A 5526-nucleotide genomic window follows, 5' to 3' on the forward strand; every position below is an offset into this window, starting at 1 on the left:
GCTTAGATGATGGCGCGAGCATTTTCTGGGCTGTCGGCAAGCGGCTTTTCGGTGAGCAGATGGCAGTTATGGGCAAAGGCTGAAAGCGCGACCTGGCGCCGCGCAGCAGGAACCACGACATCGAACACGGCATCGGGCCGGGTCTGATCGAGAACGGCATCGAGGCTGGTGCCGATGACGGCATTGGGGAGCTCGTACTCGCGCACCCTCGCCTGCGCCCGCTCGGCATCGAGATCGACAAGGCCGGCAATGGCAAGCCCGTCGATCTGCCTCGCGGCATCGAGCCAGTGCCTGCTCATGGCTCCGCATCCGACCAGGACGATCTTCATCATCCAGCGCTCCTCCTCCGCTCGGCCCCTCCAGGCCGAGTGTCACGGCATTTCCGGCATCACCGTAAACGTTTTTCCGTAAACGTTTACGAGAACACACCCGATGGCGTAGAATGTCAATCACCTGCTCGCGAAAATCGACATCCGCTGCTTGGCCTGAACGCCGGCCGGTGCTAGCGAAGTCAGAGGGAGAACCTGCCTTGGCGTCCAGCATCCACGATCTCGCGCGTCACCTGAACATTTCGATCGGCACCGTGTCGCGCGCGCTGAACGGCCGCGCCGACGTCAATGCGGAGACGCGCCAGCGCGTGCTCGAGGCGGCCAGGAAGCTGAACTATTCGCCCAACCAGTCGGGCCGCAGCCTGCGCCAGGGCGCCACCCGCTCGATCGCCTTCATGCTGCAACCGCATCCCGGCGACCAGCAATATGGCGAGCCGTTCTTCATTCCATTCCTGACCGGCCTGCAGGCGCGGCTCGCCGAGCATGACCTGGATCTGATGGTCGTCATGGGCGAGCCCGGCCAATATCAGCAGGAGAGGCTGCGCCGCGTGGTTGAGACGCGCCGGGCCGACGCGGTCGTGTTGGCCAATACACGGCGGGAAGACGATCGGATCGACTATCTGAGCAAGGCCGGCTTTCCCTTCGCCACGCTTGGCCGAAGTCAATCCGGCGGCAACACCTACCCTTCGCTCGATATCGATTTCGAGAGGGCGGGTGATGAAGCCGTCGACCGGCTGGTCGCGCGCGGCCACCGCCGCATAGCTGCCATCCGCCCTTCGCTTGATCTCAACTTCAGCTACCTGTTCCTCGACGGCTACCGCAAGGCTCTGAAGCGGCACGGCATCGAAGTCGACCCCGGCCTGATCGCCGACGGCTTCATCAACGAGACCGGCGGCTACCAGGTGACGCCGCGTGTCATGCTCTCCAAGGACCGGCCGACAGCCATCATCTTCAACAATGACGCGATGGCGCTCGGCGGCTGCAAGGCACTGGCCGAGATGGGCATCAGGCCCGGCCACGACATCGCGGTGATCGTCATCGTCGACACGCCGCTCTGCCGCTACTTCTCGCCGACGCTGACCGCCTTCCGTCCGGCGCTGGAGCCGATGGGCCGGCGGCTGGCCGAGATGCTGCTGGCGTCACTCCCGGCCCATGCCGGTCCGGAGGGGCCACGCACGATCCGCGAAGTCTGGCCGCTGGAGCTCGTCGCGCGAGAGAGCGATTGAGCGCCCTCTCCTTCTCCCCTTGCGGGAGAAGGTGTCGCCGAAGGCGACGGATGAGGGGAGCTCCAGGGAAAGCCAACGTCTCGCTCCGCTGGAACACCCTCATCCGTCTCGGCGCTGCGCGCCGATCCACCTTCTCCCACAGGGGGAGAAGGAAGGAGCCCCACTCCTGTCACGCAAGTATCATGTTCGCGTCCTAGACTCGATGTGACGCCATTCCGGCTCTGCTCGTCACATGGGGGACATCATGAAGCACCTCAACCGAACCGTCGCGCTTGGCGCGGCACTCGCCCTGTTCACCGTGCTGAGCCCTGCGCTCGCCGAGGGTGTTGGCTATGTCAACAAAGGGCTAGTCGGCGTTGGCCGCATCCCCGCCAGCCAGAAGGACAAGTTCGGCGAGACCTTTGGTTCGGGCTCCGGCATGGCGATCGACGCCAAGAGCTGGGCGCGTGACGGCGCCGGCTACAAAGGCTCGCTCTGGCTGCTGCCGGACCGCGGCTACAACGTCGCCGGCACCACCGACTACCGGCCCCGCTTGAACACAATTGCAATCGAGCTGACCCCGACCGCCCCGGGCGCGGCGCCCGCCGCCGGCCAGGAACAATCGGGCGTCAAGGCAACGCTCGCCGACACCATGCTTCTGACCGACGACAAGGGCGCCGACGCCACCAGCCTCGACCCGCTCAACGGCGTGCGCCCCGCTGCCGGCGACATGCCGATCCTGCCGCAGGCCGGCAACGGCAAGCTTTCGCTCGACGACGAGGCGATCGTGCGCCTGCCCGACGGCACCATGTTCATTTCCGACGAATATGGCCCCAACATCTATCGCTTTTCGGCCGACGGCCGCCTGATCTCGGCGACGCAGCCGCCGGCGGCCCTGGTGCCGATGCGCCATGGCAAGCCGAACTTCGCTTCCGACAATCCTGGCCCGGGTGCCGCCGAGCCGGATCCCAAGGATCCCGAGACCGGCCGCCAGAACAATCAGGGCCTCGAAGGCATGTCGATGACGCCGGACGGCAAGTTCCTGATCGTCGTGCTGCAGTCGGCGCCGCGCCAGGATGGCGGCGATTCCGGCTCGACCCGCCGGAATGCCCGCGCGCTGGTCTATGACGGCTCCGACTTTGCCCACCTCAAGCTGGCGCACGAATATGTCGTGCCGCTGCCGGTGTTCAAGGACGCCAAGGGCAAGACCAAGGTGGCCGCGCAGAGCGAGATCGTGGCGCTGTCCGACAAGAGCTTTCTGATGCTGGCACGCGACAGCGGCAACGGCCAGGGGCTGAAGGACGCCGAGTCGGTCTACCGCAAGATCGAGATCGTAGACCTTTCCGCCGCTACCGATATCGCCAACGGCCCGTTCGACGCCGCCGACAAGCCGGTTGCGCCGAAAGGCGTGCTCGATCCGTCGGTGACGCCGGCCAAGCTCACCTCGTTCATCGACATCAACGACAAGGGCGAACTCGGCCGTTTCGGCTTGCACAACGGCGCGCCGAACGACAGGAACAACCTCTCGGAGAAGTGGGAGGCGATGTCGCTGGTGAGCGTGCTGGACCCGAAGCTGCCTGACGACTATTTCCTGTTCGTCGCCAACGACAACGACTTTCTCACCCAGGACGGCTTCCAGGCTGGTGCCCCGTACAAGGCCGAGGATGGCGCCGATGTCGACACCACCTTCCTGGTCTATCAGGTTACCCTGCCCGGCCTGTCGGGGAACAGTCTCGCCGCAAACTAGTTGCGAAGGCATCTGGCCCAGCCCCAACGGATGCAGAAGCATCAGGCTGCGATACCATCGCGGGCCTGATGCATCTTCGGTGCCCGCCATGGACGACAACAAGCCCGCTCGCCGGGGACCGGCGACCTGACAAGCGGCCCCATCTCCGAGGACCCTCCGGCCGCAGGCGAGCCGCTGGACACCGGGTTCGGCGTGCCGCGCCGGCGCGCCAATCTCGTCGAGACACCGAACGGGTGAACTATCGCGCGTATCTGGCGCCGAACCCGAGCGCCACCAGCGAGAAGATGGTGATCATGCCGGCGAAGGCCAGGCTTGCCACCGTCGCGCTCGTCCAACCCGACAGCACGCCGATGCCGATGACCGGCAGCGCATTGCCGCAGAAGCAGCAGATGAAGAAGGCCGAGACCACTTCGGCGCGTCGGTCGCCCGGCGCGATCTGGTTCACCACCTGCAGGCCACCGCGATAGCCGAGTGCCGCCGCCACGCCGCAAAAGCCTGTGGCAACGATCATCATCGTCATGGAGGCGAAGGCCTGCGCCGCGACGATCAGCGCCACGGTCGGGACCATCAGAACTAGCGCGGCGAGCATCGTGAAGCGACTGGACAGGCGCGCTGTCGCCAGGATCGCCGCCGCTGCCACGATCGACAGTTCGAAGAACAGCCCGCCGGCCTCGGCGTGGTTGGTCGCATGGAGCTGCTGTGCCAGAATGCTTGGCGCGAGCGCGGCGTAGAAACCGACCAGCGCCATGGCGCCGAAGCCGGTCACCGCCGGCGCCACGAATTGCGCGCGGATTTTGTCGGGGACCGAAAGCCGCGGCTGCATTGAGACGTCGGAGAGTCGTCCGGGCCTGGAGACTGTTTCCTGAGTGCGCCAGATCAGCAGCGTGATCAGCGCAAGCAGGACCAGATAAACGGCAAATGTCAGCCTGAGCGGCCAAGGCGCGTATTGGGCGAGCAATCCCGACATCAGTGCGCCGACCCCGAGACCGACGAAATTGGTGCTGGTAGCGATGACAGCCGCGCGTGACTTGTCCTCCCCTTCGATCAGCTCAGCGAGCCAAGCGGTGCCGGTTCCCGCGCCGATCCCGATGCCGAGCCCGCTGAGGATACGGGCGATGTCGAGCCACATCAGGTTTTCAGCCAAGAGGAAAAACAGCGCGCTGACCACGGCCACGCCCATCGCCGCCATGGCTGCCGGACGGCGACCGATGACATCCGACAATCGGCCGAAAAACAGAAGTGCGGCCAAATTGCCGACCACATAGACGGCATAGACCAATGTCAGGGTGATCTGCGAGAACCCGAAGGCTTGTTTATAGATGACATAGAGTGGCGTCAGAGCCGTGCTGCCGGCAAACAGTGCAGCTATCATAGCGGCAACCGCGGCTCTTGCGACACCGCCGCCAAGTTCGTTGTCGCGCTTCATGGTTTGAGTGTAGCCGGCCATCGCGACCTCCGCTTGGTTGCAAGCCCAACGTCCGCGCAATTGCGGCTGTTCCGAATGCCGAACGCTCTCCTGACAGTTATGGCAGTATGGTCTCGCGCGAAATCCTCCCGTAACGTTCGTTAAGCGAGGAGGGAAGAACCATGGGCAAGGGCCGGGTCGAAGCCTTCACCGATGGCGTTGTCGCTATCCATCATCACGATCATGGTGCTGGAGCTTAAAGTGCCGCATGGCGAGGACCTTGCCGCGCTGGCGCCGCTTTGGCCGATCTTCTTCTGCTACGTCTTGTCCTTCATCAATGTCGGCATTTACTGGAACAATCTGCACAACATGTTCCATACCGTGCAGCGTGTCGACGGCCGGGTGCTGTGGGCCAACCTCAACCTCCTGTTCTGGCTGTCGCTGATGCCGGTGACGACCGCCTTCATGGGCGAGAACCACTTCGCCCCGGTGCCGGTCGCCGTCTACGGCATCGACCTCGCGCTTTGCGCCGTTGCCTATACCATCCTGGTCTTCAAGCTTCGCCACCTGCACGGTGCCGACACTACCTTCGCCAGAGCCGTGGGCCATGACCGCAAGGGTAAGATTTCGCTGGCGTTCTACATTGCCGCCGTTCTGCTGACCTCGTTCAGCCAGTGGATCAGCGTGGCGATCTACGTCCTGGTGGCAATTATCTGGTTTACGCCGGACAGGCGGTTCGAGCCGCGCGTGGAAAGATAGCGGATTCTTACTCCCGCATCGCTTTCAGTTTTTCGGCCGCCGAGGCGGCAAGGTCGGCATAGCGCTCTTCCAGCCGCTCTG

General features: G+C 64.4%; 4 protein-coding genes and 1 pseudogene. 3 read left to right on the plus strand and 2 right to left on the minus strand.

Features of this window, described 5'->3' with window-relative positions; genetic code table 11:
- Nucleotides 1-5: 5 nt before the first annotated feature.
- A pseudogene (locus EOA32_RS32410) lies at nt 6-332 on the minus strand (Gfo/Idh/MocA family oxidoreductase); the annotation flags it as partial.
- A 197-nt stretch (nt 333-529) separates the two neighbouring features.
- On the opposite strand from EOA32_RS32410, the gene EOA32_RS32415 reads away from it, so the two are divergent.
- A complete protein-coding gene (locus EOA32_RS32415; protein ID WP_128373906.1) occupies nt 530-1555 on the plus strand; it encodes a LacI family DNA-binding transcriptional regulator in 1026 nt (341 codons plus the stop codon).
- 244 nt (nt 1556-1799) lie between these two features.
- A complete protein-coding gene (locus EOA32_RS32420; protein ID WP_128373907.1) occupies nt 1800-3281 on the plus strand; it encodes an esterase-like activity of phytase family protein in 1482 nt (493 codons plus the stop codon).
- 238 nt (nt 3282-3519) lie between these two features.
- Here the strand turns inward: EOA32_RS32420 and EOA32_RS32425 are convergent, their stop codons facing one another.
- A complete protein-coding gene (locus tag EOA32_RS32425) occupies nt 3520-4728 on the minus strand; it encodes an MFS transporter (protein WP_095832091.1) in 1209 nt (402 codons plus the stop codon).
- 171 nt (nt 4729-4899) lie between these two features.
- On the opposite strand from EOA32_RS32425, the gene EOA32_RS32430 reads away from it, so the two are divergent.
- Nucleotides 4900-5445, plus strand: a complete 546-nt coding sequence (locus EOA32_RS32430) for a TMEM175 family protein (protein WP_245499460.1) — start codon at nt 4900-4902, stop codon at nt 5443-5445.
- Nucleotides 5446-5526 lie beyond the last annotated feature (81 nt).

It is taken from the genome of Mesorhizobium sp. M1A.F.Ca.ET.072.01.1.1 (genome assembly GCF_004023325.1).
In the GTDB taxonomy this organism is placed as follows: Bacteria; Pseudomonadota; Alphaproteobacteria; order Rhizobiales; family Rhizobiaceae; genus Mesorhizobium.